The 20,450-nt window shown below is 67.4% G+C and carries 19 protein-coding genes; 9 read left to right on the plus strand and 10 right to left on the minus strand.

Translation table 11 applies throughout. The annotated features are described in order from the left end of the window. Nucleotides 1–8: 8 nt before the first annotated feature. A complete protein-coding gene (locus tag AC27VL_RS10190) occupies nt 9–488 on the minus strand; it encodes a nuclear transport factor 2 family protein (RefSeq protein ID WP_191078673.1) in 480 nt (159 codons plus the stop codon). A 224-nt stretch (nt 489–712) separates the two neighbouring features. Between AC27VL_RS10190 and AC27VL_RS10195 the strand changes: the two genes are divergently transcribed. The 3 genes from AC27VL_RS10195 to AC27VL_RS10205 all read left to right on the plus strand — a co-directional run bounded on the left by AC27VL_RS10195 (nt 713) and on the right by AC27VL_RS10205 (nt 3,624). Further along, entirely contained in the window at nt 713–1,525 is an 813-nt protein-coding gene (locus AC27VL_RS10195; protein ID WP_367786157.1) for an alpha/beta fold hydrolase, read from the plus strand. 369 nt (nt 1,526–1,894) lie between these two features. Next, entirely contained in the window at nt 1,895–2,539 is a 645-nt protein-coding gene (locus tag AC27VL_RS10200) for a hypothetical protein (RefSeq protein ID WP_488766256.1), read from the plus strand. A gap of 116 nt (nt 2,540–2,655) precedes the next feature. Further along, nucleotides 2,656–3,624, plus strand: a complete 969-nt coding sequence (locus tag AC27VL_RS10205) for a polysaccharide deacetylase family protein (RefSeq protein WP_488766258.1) — start codon at nt 2,656–2,658, stop codon at nt 3,622–3,624. 3 nt (nt 3,625–3,627) lie between these two features. Here the strand turns inward: AC27VL_RS10205 and AC27VL_RS10210 are convergent, their stop codons facing one another. From AC27VL_RS10210 to dmeF, 4 genes are all read right to left on the minus strand, one after another. Continuing rightward, the gene (locus AC27VL_RS10210) at nt 3,628–4,536 is read right to left on the minus strand and encodes a class I SAM-dependent methyltransferase (protein WP_488766260.1); all 909 of its coding nucleotides are present in this window, start codon (nt 4,534–4,536) and stop codon (nt 3,628–3,630) included. A 10-nt stretch (nt 4,537–4,546) separates the two neighbouring features. Then, entirely contained in the window at nt 4,547–4,870 is a 324-nt protein-coding gene (locus AC27VL_RS10215; protein WP_230113083.1) for a hypothetical protein, read from the minus strand. A 75-nt stretch (nt 4,871–4,945) separates the two neighbouring features. Continuing rightward, nucleotides 4,946–5,362, minus strand: coding sequence for a hypothetical protein (locus tag AC27VL_RS10220; protein ID WP_089238360.1), 417 nt, complete (start codon nt 5,360–5,362; stop codon nt 4,946–4,948). A gap of 91 nt (nt 5,363–5,453) precedes the next feature. Next, nucleotides 5,454–6,431, minus strand: coding sequence for a CDF family Co(II)/Ni(II) efflux transporter DmeF (gene dmeF, locus AC27VL_RS10225; RefSeq protein WP_488766263.1), 978 nt, complete (start codon nt 6,429–6,431; stop codon nt 5,454–5,456). Between the two features lie 79 nt (nt 6,432–6,510). Between dmeF and AC27VL_RS10230 the strand changes: the two genes are divergently transcribed. Continuing rightward, on the plus strand, nt 6,511–6,762 hold the full coding sequence (locus tag AC27VL_RS10230; RefSeq protein WP_488766265.1) for a metal-sensing transcriptional repressor: 252 nt from the start codon (nt 6,511–6,513) through the stop codon (nt 6,760–6,762). Between the two features lie 90 nt (nt 6,763–6,852). On the opposite strand, the gene AC27VL_RS10235 is transcribed toward AC27VL_RS10230, so the two are convergent. After that, nucleotides 6,853–7,224: a MerC domain-containing protein gene (locus AC27VL_RS10235; protein ID WP_089238366.1), complete on the minus strand. Its 372-nt coding sequence runs from the start codon at nt 7,222–7,224 to the stop codon at nt 6,853–6,855. Between the two features lie 69 nt (nt 7,225–7,293). Between AC27VL_RS10235 and AC27VL_RS10240 the strand changes: the two genes are divergently transcribed. Next, the gene (locus AC27VL_RS10240; RefSeq protein ID WP_488766267.1) at nt 7,294–8,622 is read left to right on the plus strand and encodes a GTP-binding protein; all 1,329 of its coding nucleotides are present in this window, start codon (nt 7,294–7,296) and stop codon (nt 8,620–8,622) included. Nucleotides 8,623–8,818: 196 nt separating this feature from the next. On the opposite strand, the gene AC27VL_RS10245 is transcribed toward AC27VL_RS10240, so the two are convergent. Both AC27VL_RS10245 and AC27VL_RS10250 read right to left on the minus strand, forming a co-directional pair. Further along, complete coding sequence (locus tag AC27VL_RS10245; protein ID WP_488766269.1) at nt 8,819–10,426, minus strand: ATP-binding cassette domain-containing protein; 1,608 nt, start codon at nt 10,424–10,426, stop codon at nt 8,819–8,821. 166 nt (nt 10,427–10,592) lie between these two features. Next, entirely contained in the window at nt 10,593–11,492 is a 900-nt protein-coding gene (locus tag AC27VL_RS10250; protein ID WP_488766271.1) for a LysR family transcriptional regulator, read from the minus strand. A gap of 228 nt (nt 11,493–11,720) precedes the next feature. On the opposite strand from AC27VL_RS10250, the gene AC27VL_RS10255 reads away from it, so the two are divergent. Together AC27VL_RS10255 and AC27VL_RS10260 are read left to right on the plus strand one after the other, a co-directional pair. Then, nucleotides 11,721–12,899, plus strand: coding sequence for a serine hydrolase domain-containing protein (locus AC27VL_RS10255; RefSeq protein WP_488766273.1), 1,179 nt, complete (start codon nt 11,721–11,723; stop codon nt 12,897–12,899). Next, the gene (locus AC27VL_RS10260) at nt 12,896–14,080 is read left to right on the plus strand and encodes an MFS transporter (RefSeq protein ID WP_100554605.1); all 1,185 of its coding nucleotides are present in this window, start codon (nt 12,896–12,898) and stop codon (nt 14,078–14,080) included. The genes AC27VL_RS10255 and AC27VL_RS10260 overlap by 4 nt, the downstream gene beginning before the upstream one ends. A gap of 308 nt (nt 14,081–14,388) precedes the next feature. On the opposite strand, the gene AC27VL_RS10265 is transcribed toward AC27VL_RS10260, so the two are convergent. Further along, nucleotides 14,389–16,011, minus strand: a complete 1,623-nt coding sequence (locus AC27VL_RS10265; RefSeq protein ID WP_100554606.1) for an EAL domain-containing protein — start codon at nt 16,009–16,011, stop codon at nt 14,389–14,391. Nucleotides 16,012–16,239: 228 nt separating this feature from the next. On the opposite strand from AC27VL_RS10265, the gene cycA reads away from it, so the two are divergent. Both cycA and AC27VL_RS10275 read left to right on the plus strand, forming a co-directional pair. After that, nucleotides 16,240–17,613: a D-serine/D-alanine/glycine transporter gene (gene cycA, locus AC27VL_RS10270; RefSeq protein WP_089238380.1), complete on the plus strand. Its 1,374-nt coding sequence runs from the start codon at nt 16,240–16,242 to the stop codon at nt 17,611–17,613. A 395-nt stretch (nt 17,614–18,008) separates the two neighbouring features. Further along, nucleotides 18,009–18,785, plus strand: coding sequence for a lytic transglycosylase domain-containing protein (locus AC27VL_RS10275; RefSeq protein WP_191078662.1), 777 nt, complete (start codon nt 18,009–18,011; stop codon nt 18,783–18,785). 7 nt (nt 18,786–18,792) lie between these two features. On the opposite strand, the gene AC27VL_RS10280 is transcribed toward AC27VL_RS10275, so the two are convergent. Next, nucleotides 18,793–20,328, minus strand: a complete 1,536-nt coding sequence (locus AC27VL_RS10280) for a hypothetical protein (protein ID WP_488766275.1) — start codon at nt 20,326–20,328, stop codon at nt 18,793–18,795. Nucleotides 20,329–20,450 lie beyond the last annotated feature (122 nt).

Consider the following 20,450-nt stretch of genomic DNA (forward strand, 5'->3'; position numbering starts at 1 on the left):
GCTGACGATCATTTGTCCGCTGGGCGGTGGTCGTAGCTGATCACGCGCTCGGCCTGCCATTGACCGTTCACCCGTCGCCAGATCTGGATGAAACGGGCCTGGCCGGTCCAGCGTTCAACGCCATCGGTGCCACGCTCATGGAAGCGGTGGTCGCCGATTTCCAGGGCGCGATCATCCTGCAGCGGAAAGACCTGCAGCGAGCTCTCCACCAGCTCGCGCCGCAGGTGCCAGCCGCCCTTGCGCGCGTTGTCGCACAGGTTGGCCACGCTGCGGCGGAAGTCGGCGCGACTGCTGGCGGACTTGCCATCCTTGTCATGGAAGAACTCCATGTCCTCGGTGGTCATCGCGGCGGCTTTGTCGGCGTCGCAGCTGTCGAACGCTGCGGCGAACAGTTGCGTGTCGGCTGCGCGGATCTGCTCGCGCAGGGTGTCGCTGGCGGGGGAGGTGCCGGCGACTGCGGCGGCGAGCAGGGGCAGGGCGAGCAGCATGGCGTGGCTCCGTTGAGGACCGGCGCAGACTGGCACGGGGGCCGTCTCACCGTAAGCGGACGCTGACGAAACGGGGCCAGGGCCCGACCAATGCCGCACTGGCGGGTGTGAACCTGTGCGGCCCGGCACCCGTGTACGCGATGTCATGGCCTGAGCCGATTCCATCACGGGCGTCTCCGTCGCGAGTGCCTAGGCTGGGGTCCTCATTCCCCCCCGGAGCTCCCATGCCTACCTCCTCCGTCCGCCTGCACATTGAAGACACCGGCGGCACCGGCCGGCCGGTGATCCTGATCCACGGCTGGCCGTTGTCGGCCGAAGCATGGAAGGCCCAGGTGCCCTTGCTGCGTGATGCGGGTTACCGCGTGATCAGCTACGACCGCCGCGGCTTCGGTCGCTCCGAAAAGCCTGCCGATGGCTACGAGTACGACACCTTGGCCGCTGATCTGGCCGGCCTGATCGACGAGCGTGACCTGCGCGACGTGACCCTGGTCGGCTTCTCGATGGGCGGTGGCGAGGTGGCGCGCTACATCGCCAACCATGGTGAGGATCGCCTGCACAGCGTGGTGTTCGCTTCGGCTGTGCCGCCGTACCTGCTGAAGGGCGCGGACAACCCGGACGGGCCGCTGACCCAGGAAAAGGCCGATGAGATGCGCCAGGGACTGGAGAAAGACCGCGAAGCGTTCTTCGACGGCTTCACCCGTGACTTCTTCAGTGCCGATGGCAAGCTGATGGTCACCGAGGACGAGCGCCAGGCCGCCATCGCGCTAGCCCATCAGTCCGACCAGAACGCCGCGCTGGGGTGCATGAAGGCGTTCGCCACCACCGATTTCCGTGCGGACCTGAAGAAGGTGACGGTACCGACGCTGGTGCTGCACGGTGACAGCGATGCCACGGTGCCGTTCGAAGGTTCGGGCAAGCGCACACACGCGGCCATCGCCGGCAGCGAGGTGGTGGTGCTGAAGCATGCGCCGCATGGCTGCAACACCAGCCACGCCGATGATTTCAATCTGGCCCTGCTGGAATTCCTGAAGAAGTAACACCGACTACGGCATCATCCGCACATGCCTACTGCCCGCACGCCGCCCTGGAAGAAGCCCAACCCAAAGGGCCAGAAGACGCAGCCTCTGACGGAGGCGCAGAAGGCGGCGGCGCGGCAGCGGGCAGAGGAGAACGGGCGTCGTTACCCGAACCTGGTGGACAACATGTGGGCGGCGAAACTGCCGCGTGGTTGACGCGCCACCTGACGCGCCGCAGTAACAGATACAGCCCCACCATCGACAACATGCCCGCGTGCAGCGCATATGCAGCGGACATGATCGCGCGTCATCCGCGATGGTGTCGCATCTGCCAGCCGACAGCGGCCGTTGGCTTGGCTAGCATGCGCGTCACTCGCTGGGGATACACCGATGACTGCCTTCACTGCCCGCCTCGGGCGCTTCTTCGGCGCTGGCCTGATGTTGTTGCTGCTGCAGGTGGTGGCGCTGCTGTCGGTCGGCTTGGCCGCAGGTTACTTCCATCACCGCGTGGACCTGCTGTTGGAGCCACTGTCCTTGGCCTGTGGTGGCACCGATCCGGGCGCGCGCCTGCACGTGGCCGAGCATCTGCTGGCGCGTGCCGGTGCGCTGGATGATTGGCAGCCACTGTGCTGGTTGCCGATGGCAGCGCTGGTGCTTGCTCTGCTGGGTACGCTCCTGGTCTGCGTGCACTGGCTGCGCCATGTTGATGCGCCGCTACGCCGCAGTGCATGGGGCCTGCTTGCCCTGCACGCGGCGGCGCTGCTGCTGGCCAGCGCGATGCTGCGGCTGTATGAGCATGTGTGGGAAGGCATCACCACAGCACTGCCGGCTGCGTGCATGACAGATCTGGCACCGGATGGACATGAGCTGCCGTCCTCGATGCGGCAATGGTTGCTGCAGCTCTTCGCCAGGGCAGACCTTGTGCCGCCGCACGCGCCTGACGCGCTGGCCATCATCCTGTGTGGGCTGTTGCTGGCAGCGATGGTGGTTGGCCTGTGGTTATGGCGCATTACTTCGCGATTGACGCAGCCCTGAGGCCCGGTACGGATATCGCCCGCTGACTCGGCCCAGCGCCGCAACACCTGGCCCACGCTCGGCTGCAAGGCTCAATCGCGCTACAGTCGCTGCATCCTCATCCCATGGATGTACCGATGCGTCTGCTCCTGCGTGCGTTGCCGTTGCTGTTGTTGTCTCTCACCGTCCACGCTGCCGAAGTCGATCGGCGCATTGCGGTGACCATTGACGATCTGCCGTGGGCGCGCCTGGATGAGATCGTGCCGGCGGATCTGCAGGCGCGTCATGCCGCACTGATGGCACAGCTGCGCCAGGCTGACGTGCCGGTGATCGGTTTCGTCAACGGCAACAAGCTGGAAGTGGATGGCAAGGTGCAGCCGGCGCGCGTGCAGATGCTGCGCGACTGGCTGGACGCCGGCTACGCGCTGGGCAACCACACCTGGTCGCACATGGACCTCAATGCCAAGGGCGTGCCGGCATTCCAGCAGGACTTCCTGCGCGGTGAGCAGGTACTGCGGCCGCTGCTGGCCGAACGCGGGCAGGCGCCACAGTGGATGCGTCATCCGTATCTGCGTGCTGGGCGTACGCCGGAAGATCGCGCGGCGATGGACGTGTTCTTCAAGCAGCACGGCTACCGCGTTGCGCCGGTGACGGTCGACAACGGTGAGTGGGTGTGGGCCTTCGCCTATGCCAACGTGATGAACGAGCAGCCCGATTCACCCGAGCGCGAGGCGACGCTGGCGAGCCTGCGCAAGGGCTATGTGCCGTACATGCTGAACAAGGTGGACTACTACGAGAAGCAGTCGCAGGCGCTGCTGGGGTATGCGCTGCCGCAGGTGTGGCTGATGCATGCCAACGAACTCAACGCGGCGACCTTCGCCGAGCTGGTGGCGGCCACCAAGCGTCGTGGCTATCGATTCGTGTCGCTGCAGGAGGCCGTGCGCGACCCCGCCTATGCGCGCGGTGCGGAGGGCTACAGCGGTCGCTATGGACCGAGCTGGCTGCACCGCTGGGCGATGGCCGAGAGCAAGCCCAAGGAATTCTACGCCGGCGAGCCGGAAGTGCCGAAGTGGGTGATGAAGCTGGCCAAGGTGGACGGCGAGTGAGGCTCAGCGCTTGACGGCCAGCACGCCGTCCAGCGCCAGCTCGGCCTTGAAGCCTGCCTTTTCCAGGCGCTTGGCCACTTCACGCGGCACGTCGCGGCCGCTGGTCAGCTTGTTCGGCGCGCCGGTGTAGTGGAACAGGCGCCCCCCCTTGCGGATGACGCGGGCGAGGTGGTCGTAGAACACCTGCGAGTACAGTTCGCCGGCGATGCCGAAGCGCGGCGGGTCGTGCAGGATCGCGTCGACGCTGTTGCTGGCCACCTGTTCGATCTGCTGCGACACGTCGCCGTGGCTGAAGTGCAGGCGACCGCCAGCGGCGGCTGAATCAGGATCGGGCGACCACGGGTTGAGCGTGCGCAGCCACATCACGTCGGCGTTCTTTTCAAACGAGCGGATCTGGCCGACGCCGGCCTCCAATGCACAGGCGGCGAAGTAGCCCAGGCCACCGCAGGTATCGAGGATGATCTTGCCGGCCGGGGCGACCAGCTCGACCTTGCGGCGCGCGTCCTCGAACGGCGACAGCTTCGAGGTCGGCAGCATCTTGATGCCGTCGATCTCGAAAGTCGGTGCGCCCCATTCGGTCGGCACCAGCTTGATCAGCGAGCCGCTGAAGCGGGAAATGGAGGAGAACTCCTCGCCATCCCAGTAGTACAGCGTGCGGTCCTTCAGCTTGCCCGGCCACGGATAGTGCTGGCCACGGAAGGTGAAACCCTCGGCACCTAGCTGCGCTGTCTCTTCGCTGCGCCCCAGGTCGAGCGAGCCCTGCCATTCGGTGGTGCCCTTGTCGTGGGCACGGCGCAGGGTGTCAGCACTGTCGCGGGTCAGCAGGGGGCCGGAGTAGTGGGGCACAGTGGGTACTGGGGTGGTTCGGGGGAGGGCATGGTACCGCAGGCGCTGTGCAGCCGAGCCGGACATGGGCACGGCGCTACCGCAGGTCGGTGCAGCTGAATCCGTGGATGGTTCCTTCTCCTGAGATCATGCCGACGCCTCGTGAGGGCTGCATGCCCTGCAACGCGCACGAACGGCGATGGGCATCCTGGGTGGCGGCTGGCTGCCGATCGAAGTCGTAGCGCATGCTGCCGTCTTCCTGCAGCAACCAATGCACGGTTACACGCTCGGCGCGTTCCCCTTCGATTTCCCAGTCAAAGGTGCGCATCACCACGACCTTGCCGTCATCGGTCTCACGCACCTCGTCATAGGCACCCTGGGTCTTTGCGGTGCCAGCGGCCAGCAGGAGAAGAAAGAGCATCGGTATTCCTCCTCGAAACCGGCAGCGTGTGCCAGCGGCATCGCTGAGGCCATGGGAAGAATTGCAATCTGGCCGTTACTGGCACTTCACCGCATACACCGGCCCCGCCCCGATCAACAGCAGCGCCATGTAGTCGCTGTCGCGTGCCCGGGCCTTCAACGTGGCGCCGTCCTTGACATGGAAGATGCCGAAGCCACCGGCCATGCGGATCAGTGCGCTGTCGATCTGGTCGGCGTCGTCGCGGAAGTACTGCTGGATGTCGCTGCGGCTGGCCTTGTACAGCGCGTTGGGTTCGCGTTGCCATTGGCCGTCGCGCTCGAAGGACACGAAGTACTGGCTTCCTTCCTTTTCGATACGGAACTCGGCGGACTTGCGCGGGCTGGTGGCGAAGCAGCCGAGCATCGGGTCGGAAGAGAACGGCAGCTGGGTGTCGCCGGAACAGGCCACCAGCAGCAGGAGGGCACCGGGCAGCAGCAGGCGGAGCGCGCGCATGGGATGTCCCGACGGGGCAGGTGCGGCCAGTGTAGGCAGTACGCGGTGGCGCCCGGTACAGATTTTCGGCAAGAACCGCGGCCCGCTGGGGTCACGCGCTGCGATGGATCTCCACTGTCACGTGCACCAGCTCTTCATGGATCGCCAAGGCCTGGCGCACGGTATCCGGGTCGAGCGTGGCATCACTGGTGACCACGCAGGCAGCAACGGCGTACTTGCCGCGCCCCACCTGCCACACGTGCAGGTCGGCCAGGCGTGCCGGCCACGGGCCCTGCTCGATCACCTCGCGCGCCTCGGCCACCACCGGCGCGTCCATCTGCGCGTCGAGCAGGATGCGACCGCTGTCGCGCAGCAGACCGATCGCCCACACGGTGACCAGCACCGCACCGACCAGGCCCATCACCGGGTCCAGCCAGGTCAGGCCGAGCAGTTTGCCGCCCAGCAGGGCGACGATGGCCAGCACCGAGGTGGCGGCGTCGGCCAGCACGTGCACGTAGGCCGAACGCAGGTTGAGGTCGTGACCGTGCGAATGGTCGTGATCGTGGTCATGCCCATGATGATCGCCATGGTCGTGCCCGTGTCCGTGGCCATGATGGTGATGCGCATGACCGGGGCTGTCGTGCAGCCACCACGCGCACAGCAGGTTCACGCCCAGGCCGACTGCAGCGATGGCGATGGCCTCGTTGTAGTGGATGGGTGCGGGCACCCACAGCCGTTGCAGCGATTGCACGGCCATCAGCGCGGCAACACCAAGCAGGGCGATGGCGCTGGTGTAGCCGGCCAGGATCTCGATCTTCCAGGTGCCGAACGCAAAGCGCGGATCGTGTGCGTAGCGCCGTGCACAGCGGTAGGCGAACACCGAGAGGCCCAGCGCCAGCGCGTGCGAGCTCATGTGCCAACCGTCGGCGAGCACGGCCATGGAATTGAACCACCAGCCTCCGACGATCTCGACCAGCATCATGCTGACGGTGAGCCACATGGCGCGACGGGTATTGCGTTCGGCCAGCGGGTTGCCGTCGTCGAAGCGGTGTTCGTGGCGGCGGGCAGCGGCGAGGGCGTCCAGGTGCATGGCGGCAGTGATGGATGGATACCCCCATAGGGTATATGATCCGGTCATGGCGCATGTACACCGGAATCGAAAGCAGCTGTTGACCCGGGTCCGTCGCATCGGCGGCCAGGTGGCGGCGTTGGAGCAGGCGCTGAACACGCCCGAGAGCGAGGCAGGCGACTGCGCCGACGTGCTGGTGCAGGTGGCCGCCGTGCGTGGCGCTGCCCATAGCCTGTTGATGGAACTGCTGCACGAGCACCTGCAGGAACACGTGGTGGGCGCGGAAGACCCGGCCCAGCGGGCGGCCGAAGCCGAGGTGCTGGTGGAGCTGCTGCGCCGCTACGGCAAATAGCTGGGTAATGCCGGCCGTTGGCCGGCAACCTCATGAACTGCGGACGTAGCCTGCAGTTGCCGGCCAGCGGCCGGCACTACCCCTGTGGCGTTATCGGTGCCGGTGCCGTGCGTTCCAGATGTGGGTGGCGGCCAACAGCAGGCTGCCGGTGACCGTCAGCGGGGTCTCCCACGCGTGCGAGGGCAGCGCCAGGGCGCCGGCCATCAACAGGGCCAGGCCGATACCGGCGCTCAACCACGCCAGCGCAGGCAGGGGATGTCGGCGTTCGGCCCGCCACAGGGCGAAGCCAGTCATCGGCAGCGCGATGGCCACGAAGACCAGGTGCACCCATTCCGCTTCGGCCCAGACGCCGAACAGCGGCAGCGCGGCCGCCAGCAGGGGCAGCGCCAGGCAATGCAGCAGGCACAGGCTGGACAGGGCGACGGCACCGGCATCAAGCAGGGCGGCTGAGGGCGACTTCATGTGGGGAGGTTCCTTGCGCGACAATTGTTATACAGTAACATTTCCTTTCTGCAGCCAACCCAGCCCCAGATGAACGCTATTTCCCGCGCCGACCGTCGCCTTCCGGTCACCGTGCTCTCCGGCTTCCTCGGTGCCGGCAAGACCACCCTGCTCAACCAGATACTGCGCAACCGCGATGGCCTGCGGGTGGCGGTGATCGTCAACGACATGAGCGAGGTCAACATCGATGCGCAGCTGGTGCGCGATGGCGGCGCGGAGCTGCGTCGCACCGAAGAGACGCTGGTGGAGTTCAGCAACGGCTGCATCTGCTGCACGCTGCGCGATGATCTGCTGCAGGAGGTCCGGCGCCTGGCTGACAGCGGCCGCTACGACTACCTGCTGATCGAATCGACCGGGATCGGCGAGCCGATGCCGGTAGCGGCCACCTTCGCGGTGCGCGATGAGCACGGCTTCAGCCTGAGCGATATCGCGCGGCTGGACACGATGGTGACGGTGGTGGACGGCAGTGCCTTCCTGGCCGATTTCGGTTCGACGCTGCGCTTGGCCGAACGTGGCCAGCAGGCGGGGCCGGACGATGACCGCGGCGTGGTCGACCTGCTGTGCGAGCAGGTGGAGTTCGCCGATGTGATCGTGGTCAGCAAGGTGGACCAGGTGGAAGAGGAGCTGCTGCAGGACACGCTGGCGGTGCTGCGCGGCTTGAACCGCGATGCGAAGCTGCTGCTGTCCAGCTTCGGTGACGTGCCGCTTGCGGAGCTGCTGGATACCGGCCGCTTCGATTTCGAGCGAGCGCAGCAGGCTCCCGGCTGGGTGAAGGAACTGCGCGGCGAGCACACGCCGGAAACCGAAGAGTACGGCATTGCCAGCTTCGTCTACCGCTCGCGACGGCCGTTCCACCCGGCCCGCTTCGCACGCACGTTGCAGCACGGCATGCCCGGGGTGATCCGCAGCAAGGGCTGGTTCTGGCTGGCCAACCGCATGGACTGGGTGGGCGAGTTGAACAGCGTGGGCGCGGCCACGCGCACCCAGGCGGCGGGCTTCTGGTATGCGGCGCGAGAGCGTGTACGTGCCGGACAGGAGGACACCACGCCGCTGCTGCCGCCAACGCCACTGCCTTACAGCGATCTGGGCTGGGCCCGGCAGCAGGCCGACTGCTGGAGCGCGCCGTTGCCCGATGCACAGGAATTCCCGGACGCGGCGGCGCACGCGGCGATGGCACGCCTGTGGCACCCGCTGTGGGGTGACCGCCGGCAGGAGCTGGTGGTGATCGGCGTGCACATGGACGAGCGCGCGGTGCGCTCGGCACTGGATGCATGCCTGCTCAACGACGACGAACTGCAGGCCGGGCCTCTGCTGTGGCAGCAGATGCCGCAGGCATTTCCGGTGTGGAAGCGTGGATGAGTAGATCCACGCCATGCGTGGATGAATGCTCGGCTGGCCAGTAGATCCACGCCATGCGTGGATGCCAGCCGGCGGGAGCCGAGCATGGGCTCGGCTCTACAGCTCATCGCTTCCGATGGACGTGGACGCATTGCCAGCCAGTAGATCCACGCCATGCGTGGATGCCAGCGGGCAGGAGCCGAGCACGTGCTCGGCTCTACAACGCATCGCGCCACTGCCAACCTGCATCACCGACCTGCAGCACCTGCGTTGGCTGCAGGGCCTGCAGGAGGTGGGTGTCATGGCTGACCATCAGCAATGCCCCCGGCCATGCCGCCAGCAGCTCTTCCAGCGCCTGCAGCGCGGCCAGGTCCAGCGCGTTGCCCGGCTCGTCCAGCAACAGCAGCTGCGGGGCAGGGTCGGCATACAGCACGCTGGCCAGCGCACCTTTCACCCGCTCGCCATCGCTGAGGCTTCTGGCCGGGCGCTGGATGCGCTGTGCATCCAGGCCCAGCAACGCCAACCGCGTGCGCAGCTCAGCCGGATCGGCCGTGGGATTGGCAGCCTGCACCGCGTCGAGAATGCTCTCTTCGCTGCGCAGATTCAGCAGCTGCTGGTCGAGCAGGGCCAACGGCGCGTGCCGATGTACCTGTCCACTATCTGCGGGCAGCTCGCCGGCCAGCACGCGCAACAGCGTCGACTTGCCGCTGCCGTTGTCGCCGACCACGGCAATGCGCTGGCCACGACGGATCTCCAGCTGCAGTGGCGCACGACAGCCGCGCGGCAGCACCAGCTCATGCGCCTGCAGCAAACGGGCTTGGCCACGCTCGCCTTCGCCACTGAACAACGCCAGTTCCGGCGCCACGTGCACCGCTGCTGCGGCGGCGCGTACCTGCGCAGCGCTGGCCTGCAGGCGATCGCTCTGGATCTGCTGCGCGCGCCCGTGGCTGGCTTCGGCGCGCTGCTTCTGCCGACCGAGCAGGATCGGTGCCTGGTTGGCCTCGCGCGCCTCGCGGTTGCCGCGTGCCAGGCGCTGCTGCTGGCGCTCGTGCTGCTCGCGCGCGCTGCGTTGCTGCTGCCGGTGCTGGGCGCGGACGTGGTCAAGCTGGGCGGCGGCGGCCTCGCGTTCGGCGGCACGCGCGTCGGCATAGTGCTGCCACGGCCCGCCATAACGTTGCAGGCCGTGCGCATCCAGTTCGACGATCTGCGCCATCTGCGAGAGCAGGCCACGGTCGTGGCTGATCGCCAGCAGGCCGCCCTGCCATTGCTGCAGCTGTGCATACAGTTGGCGGCGGTGATGGGCATCGAGGTGATTGCTCGGCTCGTCGAGGATCAGCCAGTCCGCGCCGCTGGCCCACGCGCCCGACAGGGCGACCTGCATCGCCTGGCCACCACTGAGTCGCGCGGCGGGCTGCGCGGGATCAAGGTCGGCCGGCAGCTGCATTGCCTGCCACTGCTGCTGCAGGCGTTCGCGCAGGTTCCAGCGGTCGCCGATGCAGGTGAAGTCGGCTGCATCGACGCTGCCCGCTTCGATGCGCGCCAGTGCCGCCAGTTCGGCGCCTACACCGGCCAGTTCGCCGACCGTGCCACGTGGTGGATAGCCGGGTGTGGGCAACAGGAATACCTGGCCACTGCGGTGCACGTGGCCCTCGTCGGGCGACAGCTGACCGGCGAGCAGGCGCGCGAGCACGCTCTTGCCAACGCCGTTGGCGCCGACCAGACCGGTGGCCACCGGTTCGAAGGAAAAGGACAGATTGGAAAACAGCGGTCGGCCATCGGCCAACCGATACGACACGCGATCGAGTGTGAGGGAATGCGAAGTCATGCGACCTCCATGGATGCCTGGTTCTCCCCTGCGCGCAGGGGCGGGAAGAGTCGGGCCGTCTAGTGCGAAGACGGCGGCATCACTGGCGCATTGGTCGCGAGCCTCTATGAGGAATGAGCGGGCAGTATAGCGCCGCGAGCTGAATGGTCGCGGCCGCTGCGCCGCGTTACGGCACCGTATCCAGCCGCGCGCCGACGAATTCGATAAACACCCGCAGCTTCGGCAGTACATGGCGGCCCGACGGCCACAGCAGGTGGAACGTGCCGCAGGAATGCACGTGCTCATCAAGCACGGTGACCAGCCGGCCGTCAGCGAGTGCATCGCGTACCGAATGCACCGGCACGAACGCCAGGCCACCGTCGCGCAGTGCCAGTGCCACCCGTGCCTCGATGGTGTTGGCGACCAGGTGCACCGGCAGTTCCTGTGCCGTGTCGCCCTCGGGCCAGAGGATCGGCCACGGTTCGAGTTTGCCGCTGCTGGGGAAGCGGTAGTGCAGCAGGCGGTGCAGCAGCAGGTCCGCCGGCATCTGCGGCGTGCCATGCCGTTGCAGGTAGGCCGGCGATGCGACGACGCGGCGTGGGAACACACCGAGGCGGCGCGCGGTGAGACGTGAGTCGCTGGGCTCGCCGACACGCAGCACGGCATCGAATCCCTCTTCGATGACGTCGACCAGTCGATCGGAGAAATCCAGCTCCAGGCGGATGTCGGGATAGGCGGCCATGAATTCCGCCATCAATGGCAGGGTAAGGTCGCCCACCAGCGGCAGGCTGATGCGCAGGGTGCCGCTGGGGGTTGCATGCTGCTGGGCCAGTTCGGTGCGCGCGGCGTCGCGCTCGTCCAGGATGCGCCGGCAGCGCGCCAGGAACAGCTGGCCCTCGGCGGTGAGGGTGATGCTGCGCGTGCTGCGGTGGAACAGGCGTACACCGAGCGCCTGTTCCAGCCGGGCCACGCACTTGCCGGCGGCCGAGGCGGAGATGCCTTGTACGCGGCCGGTTTCGACGAAGCTGCGGGTGTCCGCGGCGTGGACGAAGGTCTGCAGGTTGGCCAGGTTGTCGAGGACGGACATGGGGAAGATCGCTGCGAAAGAGGGCAGGGTAGGCGGCGGTCGGCATGCGCGGTGACGCAGCCGGTGCAACAGTGCGGTGCGGGTGCTTGGCGGGTCGGTGCGGCCCAGTGGTTCCGGGCATGATGCCGATTGCGGACCTTGCGGTCCATGATGCGCGGAGCCCGGCCCCGCTTTTTGCGGGCGCCGAAGCTGCCTACCGTGGCGGGCCTCTCCCCACGGATCACCCCGATGACACTCGCCTTCCCTGTTGAAACTGCACCGGCACTGCCCGCGGTGAGCGCGCTGCTGCAGGCCGTGCACCCGCAGCGCCTGGTCGGTGCGGTGGTGCTGGTGCGCGAACACGGCGTGCTTCGCCATGCCAGCGCCAGTGGCCTGGCCGATCGTGAATCGAATACACCGATGCGCCGCGACCAGCTGTTCCGGCTGGCTTCGGTGAGCAAGCCGCTGCTGACCACTGTGATCCTGCGCCTGGTGGCAGAGGGTGTGCTCGACCTGGATACGCCGGTGCAGCGCTGGTTGCCGGCGTTCCGCCCGGCACTGGCCGATGGCAGCCAGCCATCGATCAGCCTGCGCCAGTTGCTCAGCCACAGCAGCGGGCTGGGCTACCGCTTTCTGGAAGCCGACGCCGAGGGCCCTTACGCGCAGGCGGGCGTAAGCGATGGCATGGACGCGAGCGCGGTGACGCTGCAGCAGAACGTGCAGCGCATTGCGCAGGTGCCGTTGCTGTTCGCGCCGGGCAGCCAGTGGCTGTACTCGTTGGGCGTGGATGTGGCGGGCGCAGTGGCTGAAGCAGCCAGCGGTGAGACCTTGCAGATGTTGTTCGACCGGCTGCTGGCGCAGCCGCTGGGCCTGCGCGACACCGCGTTCGCCACCGGCGAGGGCAGCCGTCTGGCGACGCCGTATGTCAGTGACGTACCGCAGCCGCATCGCTTGCAGGAGGGCGAGGTGGTGGCGGCGTTCGAGGGCTCGGTAGGCATCGAATACAGCCTGGCACGTGCGACCGATCCGCACCGCTATCCGTCGGCCGGTGCAGGGCTGGTGGGTACCGCTGACGAGGTGATGACCGTGCTGGAGGCGCTGCGCGATTCGCGTGTCTCACAGCTGCTGCCGGACAGCTTGATGGCACAGATGGGAACGCCTCAGCTGGGCGAACTGGGACCTGTCGATCCACCCGGTTGGGGCTTCGGCCTGGGCTTTGCCGTGCTGCGTGATGCAACGGCCAGCGGCACACCACAGACCGTGGGCACATGGCGCTGGGGCGGTGCCTACGGCCATAGCTGGTTCGTCGATCCGGCGCGCGGCCTGAGCGTGGTCGCGCTGACCAATACACTGTACGAAGGCATGCATGGCGCGTTCGTGGATGAACTGCGCGATGCGGTGTATACCGATCTGGAGACGGCGCGATGAGCGGCCACGCGATCGATGCCGGGGCACCGGCCGGTGATGCAACGCGTCTGCCGTGGCGTGGTCTGCTGGCCTTGGCCGGTGGTGGTTTCATCACCCTGCTGACCGAAACGCTGCCGGCCGGTGTGCTGCGGCCGATGGGCGAGAGCCTCGGTGTCAGCGATGCGGCAGCAGGACAGCTGGTGAGCGTGTACGCACTGGGCTCGCTGCTGGCTGCGTTGCCGATGACCGCGCTGACCCAGCGGCTGCCGCGTCGTCCGCTGCTGCTGGCGGCGATTGCCGGCTTCATGGTGGTCAACACCGTGACCGCGCTCAGCCACGACTACGTGCTGACCCTGGTGGCGCGCTTCCTGGCTGGTGTGGGCGCGGGCCTGCTGTGGTCGCTGGTGGCCGGCTATGCCGCGCGCATGGTGGTGCCGGAACTGCAGGGCAGGGCGATCGCGGTGGCGATGATCGGCTCGCCGCTGGCGCTGTCGCTGGGAGTGCCGGCAGGTACCTTGCTGGGCCAGCAGATCGGCTGGCGCTGGGCGTTCGCGTTGATGAGCGTGCTGGCGGTGCTGCTGCTCGGCTACGCGCGATGGGCGCTGCCCGCATTGCCGGCGGCCGGCGCAGGCCGGCGCATGTCGCTGGGTTCGGTCTGGCGCATGCCCGGCATCCGCAGCACGCTGCTGGTGATGGTGCTGTACGTGCTGGCGCACAACGTGCTGTACACCTACATCGAGCCGTTGGCGGTGCAGGCCGGCGCGGGCGGCTGGCTGGACCGGCTGCTGCTGGCGTTCGGCATCGCCGCGATCGTGGGTATCGCCATTGCCGGCTGGGGCGTGGACCGCCATCTGCGCGCGCTGGTATGGGCCAGCGTGATCGGCTTCGTGATGGCGGTGGTTTCGCTGCTGCTGTGGCCGGGCGTGCCGGGTGTGCTGCTGCTGGTGACGATCCTGTGGGGCGTCGCGTTCGGTGCCGTACCAACCCTGTTCCAGACCGCGCTGGCGCGCCGTGCCGGCGCCGCTGCCGACCTCGCGCAGTCGATGCTGGTGACCGGCTGGAATCTCGCCATCGCCGCCGGTGGCGTTGGCGGCGGCCTGATGCTGCAGGCCAGCGGCGCACAGCACCTGGCCTGGTTGCCGTTGCTGCTGCTGGCAGTGTGTGCAGCCTGGCTGTGGGCCCGCCCGAAGGCCTGGGCATAGGCGTCGATCAACGGTGACGGGGTTGCCGGGGTTGCCGGGGTTGCCGGCCAGCGGCCGGCACTACAGAGAGCAGAACGTGCGAGCGCAGCGACCCGCTATTGTTTTCGCTTTTTTTCTCTTGCGTGGTGAGGCGCTGACGAAATGTGTCCGTGGCCGGGTGGGTGGGCTGCGCAGGGGCGTGAGCCGCATGGATGCGGCGACCGAGCTTACATGGACGTACTTGCAGCGCCCCCTGCGCAGCCCACCCACCCGGCCAACCCACGAACAGCTTTACGCGACCCACCACGAGGGGCTGCGCCGTTCGCCGACTACTCCTCCCCCGCCTGCTCGCGCTCGAACGGCACGCTACGCGGATTCTGCATGTGCTCCCGCGCCGCGCCGTACTGCTGCTGGCGCTTGCGGTGGAAGGCGATGAACTCATCGCGCGGCAACGGCCGCGAGAACAACCACCCTTGGCCGAACTGCACGTGCTGGCTGTGCAGGTAGGCCAGCTGCGCTTCGGTTTCCACGCCTTCAGCCACCACCCACAGGCCCAGCTCGCGGGCCATGCCGATGATGTGCGGCGTGACCGGGCTGGTCGCGCTTTCGGTGCCGATCGCATCGATGAAGGACTTGTCGATCTTCAGTGCATCCAACGGCAGCTGCTGCAGGTACTGCAGGCTGGAATAGCCGACACCGAAATCATCGATGGCCACGCTGTGACCCGCGCGTCGCGCCGCCGCCAGCATGGTGCGCGCACGGTCGATGTCGAGGAAGCCATGTTCGGTGGCCTCCAGCCAGATCTGCTGCGGCAGGATGCCGCTGCCGGCCATGCGCTGCGAGATCACCTTCAGCGCCCGCCCGCTGCTGATGTCCTCGGCCGCCAGGTTGATCGCGATGTGTGCACTGCGATCCTCGGCCAACAGTTCACGCATGTCGGCAACCACGTTCTCGATCACCAGATCGGTGATGGCGGCGATCATCCCGGCCTCTTCGGCCAAGGGAATGAACAGGTCCGGACGCACCTGCGTGCCGTCGGGTCGCTGCCAGCGCACCAGTGCCTCGGCGCCGACGCAGATGCCGGTATCCAGTTCGATGATCGGCTGGTAGTGCAGGTAGAGCTCGCGGCGGCGGATGGCGATGCGCAGCTCGCCGCGCATCGACAGCCGTCGTCGCGACAGCCAGATCACCAGGCCGGCACCGGCGGCGGCCATCAGCAGTCCCAATGGCACGAACAACCACGCCTGCTGCCGGAACGTGGCTGCCAGCGCAGTGCGCGGGGCGGTGGCGATCGCCAGCCATTCACCGCTGCGCGCGCTGGCATACAGGGTGCTGCGGTCCAGGCCCTCGCCGGGCTCGCGCAGCAACTGCTGCAACAGGGTCGGGTCCATGCCGTCCTGCTGGGTCAGCAGCCGTCCATCCGGGCTTGCCAGGGCCAGCCGCACGTCCGGGTCGACGATGACATCGACGAAGCGACGGGGGTCGACCAGCACGTCGTACGACCCGTACATGATGGACAGCATCGGCCGCCGGCCCGCCGCCTCGGGGCGCACGTCCACGGTGATGCCGACGCCATCGCTGGTGACGTGGTCCGGCGTGGGCTGGTCCACATCCCGCAGGAATGAGCCCCACGACGTGCAGCGCAGCTTGCCGCCCTCGAAGTAGCCCATCTGGTCGGACGACGGCGTGGTCATCACCAGGGTCTGCATGCGCTGGATGTGTTCGGCCCCGCAGGGCGGCAGCACCGTGGCCTCGGCCGACTTCAATGCCGCCAGCGCTTCCTGGTAGGACACTTCGGTACGGCGCAGGCTGCGCTCGGCGATGGCATGCAGACGCTGTTGCTCGACGCTGACGGCGCGATCCCAGGTGGCATAGACCATGACCGCGATCGGCACTGCAGCGGCCAGCACGGCCAGTACGGTGCCGCCGATGATGACCCGCAGTCGGCTCATGACCGGGGCTCCAGAGAGGTGTGCAGGGCTGGGCACATGGGCGGGGCCGGTCCTTGGGCGATGGCGGTATATGAACACGGCGCCGGGCTGGGCGGAATGGGACAAATGCGGTAACGGGTCACATTGTGGTGAAGGCGACACTTGTTGACGGTCCTGGTCCGTCCGGCGCTGGCGTTGTGGCAGCCGGAGGACTACCGTCGGACGCTTCACCCGCCTCTTCCCGCGCCCATGACCGAGCCCGCCACGCCCCCCGAGCACCTGCGCCGCAGCCTGTCCAACCGCCACCTGCAACTGATCGCCATCGGCGGTGCCATCGGCACCGGCCTGTTCATGGGCTCGGGCAAGACCATCAGCCTGGCCGGCCCGTCCATCGTGTTCGTCTACCTGATCATCGGCGCGATGCTGTTCTTCGTGATGCGGGCGATGGGCGAGCTGCTGCTCTCGAACCTGCAGTACAAATCCTTCATCGATTTCTCCACCGATCTGCTCGGGCCGTGGGCCGGGTTCTTCTGCGGATGGACGTACTGGTTCTGCTGGATCGTCACCGCCATCGCCGATGTGATTGCCATCGCCGCCTATGCGCAGTTCTGGTTCCCCGGGCTGGACGCATGGATACCGGCGTTGGCCTGCGTGATGCTGCTGCTGGCATTGAACCTGGTGACGGTGAAGCTGTTCGGCGAAATGGAATTCTGGTTCGCGCTGATCAAGATCGTGGCCATCTGCGCGCTGATCATCACCGGCGCCGGGCTGGTGGCGTGGGGCTTCACCTCGCCCAGCGGGCACACCGCAGCGCTGTCGAACCTGTGGAATGACGGTGGCATGTTCCCGATGGGCCTGGTCGGCTTCTTCGCCGGTTTCCAGATCGCGGTGTTCGCCTTCGTCGGCATCGAACTGGTGGGTACCACCGCTGCGGAAACGGCCGACCCGGAGCGCAACCTGCCCAAGGCGATCAACTCGATCCCGGTGCGCATCATCATCTTCTACGTGCTGGCGCTGATCGCGATCATGGCGGTCACCCCATGGCGCCAGGTGGTGCCGGACAAGAGCCCGTTCGTGCAGCTGTTCGTGCTGGCCGGCATTCCCGCTGCGGCCAGCCTGATCAACTTCGTGGTGCTGACCTCGGCCACGTCGTCGGCCAACAGCGGCATCTTCTCCACCAGCCGCATGCTGTTCGGCCTGGCCGAGGAAGGCCATGCACCGCGTGGCCTGTCCAAGCTCTCGCGCGCAGCGGTGCCGGCACGGGGCCTGCTGTTCTCCTGCCTGTGCCTGCTGGGCGGCACCCTGCTGATCTACCTGATCCCCAACCTGGTGACCGCCTTCACCCTGGTGACGACCCTGGCGACGGTGCTGTTCATCTTCGTCTGGTCGCTGATCCTGGTGGCCTACATGGTCTACCGCCGTCGCTACCCCGAACGCCACGCGGCCTCGATCTTCAAGATGCCCGGTGGCGTGGCGATGTGCTGGGCCTGTCTGGTCTTCTTCGCCGCCGTACTGGTACTGCTGAGCCTGCAGGCCGACACCCGCCAGGCCCTGGTGGCTAGCCCCGCATGGTTCGTGCTGCTGGGCGCAGGTTACTGGCTGCGGCGGAAGATGGCGCGGTAATCAGGAAGACCCTCGCCAACAGATCTCACAGCCTCGGTGAGTCCCATCCACGCATGGCGTGGATCCATGTGTCGACCAAGGTCGACACCCACCAACAGCCGCGGGGTCGACACCCACCAAGAGCAGCACAGAACACCGTTCCCAGGTCGCGGGGAATTGTCGAAGGCGGGGTGGGTCCGGTTGCGGGGGTGTCCGCGGCATGGATGGCGCGGCCAAGCCCCCACGGATGGGTTCACGGCGTCCCCCGCAACCGGACCCACCCCGCCATCCCACGGATAGCCCGCCGTTGCTGTTGAGGTTGCCGTTGCCGTTGCATCTGCGGGTGCCGGGCGCCGCCCGGCCGAAAACCCCCATTCACTCATTGTTAGCGGCCGCCGCCGGATCATCCGGCCGCCATGTCCCTCCGTCCCGCCCTCGTCGCGCTGTTGCTGCTGTCTGGCCTGTGGCCAGGGCTGGCCGCTGCGCGCACGGTCTACCGCTGCGTGCAGGGCAACACGGTCAGCCTCGCCACCGCACCCGAGCCCGGCTCGCGCTGCACGCCGAAGGAGATCGACGACAGCGCCGTGCAGACCCCCAACCTGTGGGGCAACATGGGCGTCTTCAGTGGCGTGCTGTACGAGCGCGAGCAGGACGGCAAGCTCGTCTATTCCACCCGCAACCTGCCCGGCTCGCGGGTGTTCCTGAAGTTCACCGTGGCCACGCCACCGGGCGAACCGGCGCATGAAGGCCTGGGCAAGGTCGGCAAGCCCCAGCTGGCCCAGCACGCAAAACAGTTCAAGGCGGCGGCCAAGGCCACCGGTGTCGACGATGCCTGGTTGCGGGCGATCGCCCATGCCGAAAGCAACTTCGACGCGCTGGCGGTGTCCAGCAAGGGCGCGCAGGGCGTGATGCAGCTGATGCCCGATACCGCGCTGGAATACGGCGTGCACGATCCATTCTCGCCGCAGCAGTCCATCGACGGCGGCGCCCGCTACATGCGCGTGCTGCTGCGCCGCTACAACGGCGACCGTCCACTGGCAGCGGCGGCCTACAACGCCGGCATCGGAGCGGTGGCACGCTACAAGGGCGTGCCACCGTATGCCGAAACCCTGGCCTACGTGGACAAGGTGATGGCCCTGTACACCCGCTATCGCGAGGCGATGGGCATCCGCATCGAAGTACCGGCGAAGTAGCCGGCGCTCAGCGCGACGTGGCGCTGCCCACCAGGTCGTAACGCTCGATGCGGCCGACGCGCGAGACTTCGGCCTGCACATCGGAACGCTGCTTGAGTTCGCGCCAGGCGGCATCGATGCGTACATCGCCCGGCAACGAGGGATACACGCGCATGTCCTGCAGGCTGGCCAGCGCGTCGCTGCGTTCCAACGGCGAACGCAGCTGCTCGATCAGCACGGCTGCGGCCCCATCCAGATCACCTTCTTCCAGCAGCATCTCGCGATAGAAGAGCCGAGCGTCCTTGCGCTGGGCGACGATGACCGCACGTGCTGCGGCGGTAGCGGCGGCATCACCGCGCTCGCGGGCGGCGGCGAAACGGATCAAGGCCTGTGCGGCCTGGCCATAGCCGCTTAGACCGGTCAGCGTCTCCATCGCGGCCTCTGCTTCCTGCGTCTTGCCGAGTGAGTTGAGCACGAAGGCCACGTTCATCTGATGCTCCAGACCATCCGGTCCGAGCGCGCCGATGCGGGCGGCGAGCTTAGCCGTCGCCAGCGCTTCATCGGTGCGTTGCAGGCGCCGCAGCGCCGCGATGCGGCTGTTGAGCAGCCAGGCAATCCATTCCGCCTCGGCGGCAGGCGGCGATTGTCCTTCTGCGGCGGCCTCGGCCAGCGTATCGGTCAGCGCCAGGACTTCCTCGTTTCGATCCAGCATCAGCAGCGTGCTGCTGAAATCCACCATGCGTGCATCCAGGACGCGGTCCAGCAGGCCCGATACACGCAGGGTGTCCAGATGGGCCTGCGCAGCCTTGAGCGGATCGAAGCGTGCATCGGCACGGTCCACGTAGCGGTCGAAACGCTTGTCGCTGCGCACGCGGATCAGTTCGGCGGGGGTGTCGATGCGGACCAGTGTGGTCGGGATGGCATCGCCGCGCCCGTTGTCAGCCTGCAGCGTTGCCAACGCCAGCCACAGCCCGGTGGGTTCGCTGCCGCCGCTCTTCCAGCCGTTGTCGAACAGCGCCTGCAGCAGCGCCATGCGCTGCGCGGGCTGCTCGCGCAGGTGGTACTGCAGGTAGCTGATGGTGTGGTGGTCGATCGCCAGCGGGCTGTCGGCACGCGCCAGCGCCTGTGTCAGATGCTCGACCGCTGCTGCTGGTTGGTCATCGTTGAGGTCCAGCGACACCAGCGTGGTCAGGATGCTTGCATCGCCCGGCAACGCCAGCAGCGCCTGCTGCAGATAGCGCCGTGCCAGCGCGGGCTGCTTCTGCATGGCCGCCGTCCAGCCGGCAAACTGCGCGGCGCGGCCGCGGCGTTCGGCATCGAAGTCGGCCAGCAGCGGGCTCTCCATCAACCGTTGCATGGCGATCAACGCGGCCAGCGTATTGCCGCTGCGTGACTGTTCGATGGCCGTATCCCACTGCTGCGCGTACGCGGCGTGCGCAGCATCCATCGCCACATCGGGCGGATGCTGCGCGGTAGGAGTGGGCGTGCGGGGCACGTTCGCCGACGCGGTCGCGCTGGTCAGCGCGGCCAACAGCAGCGCGAAGAGTGGGGTACAGCGGGGCATGGTGGGCCTCCGTCCATGGAACGGATATTGAACCCGCTGTGGCAGCGCAGGACAAGCGCCGCGAAACAGACCTGACCATCGGCCATGGCGCTGCACGGGCGCAGCGATTATCGTTCGTGCCT

Source organism: Stenotrophomonas sp. 14P6.2.3 (genome assembly GCF_057799055.1).